Below are 505 nucleotides of genomic sequence, written 5' to 3' on the forward strand. Positions count from 1 at the left end.
GGCATCAGCTACAGATTTAAATTTCTGATTATGCCCGACACTTGCGCCCATAGTGCGCTTGGTGTTTCCTGCCGTGTATGTCGGAACGGAGCCTAAGCCCGTCCGTTGTTTCAAAGCCGTATCAGCATTGAGATTTGCAAGTTGCGCTTCTACGAGTTTGAATTCATTTTCGCGCTGTCGATCTTTGAACGGGTCAAAGTTTGCGAGAAATGTATTTGCTGCTCCGGCTACGCCGTCCGCAAGACGTGCTGACAGTGGTGTGGCTGGTGTGGAACCAGTGGACACTGAGAAGCCAGCCGCGCCACCATTGCGCAAAGCGGTCAGGGGATTAAATCCCGCTGCTTCCGCTTCACGCACCATGCGACCATAGTCAACATGGCTGGTTGTTGTGGTTTCTTGCTTTTTGGATTTACCGCCGAACAAGCCTCCCAAAAGGCTTGCACCGGCACCAATAAGGGCGCCGAACATATCAGCGCCCCATATTTTGAGGACGTGATTTTTTGAT

1 protein-coding gene is annotated in these 505 nt (G+C 51.7%); it reads right to left on the reverse strand.

The annotated features are described in order from the left end of the window. A partial coding sequence (locus HBA93_RS18285; protein WP_221724248.1) for a hypothetical protein occupies positions 1–468 on the reverse strand: 468 nt, incomplete at its 3' end. Between the last annotated feature and the right edge of the window lie 37 nt (positions 469–505).

This window comes from Ochrobactrum sp. SFR4, assembly GCF_019730395.1.
Classification (GTDB): Bacteria; Pseudomonadota; Alphaproteobacteria; order Rhizobiales; family Rhizobiaceae; genus Pseudochrobactrum.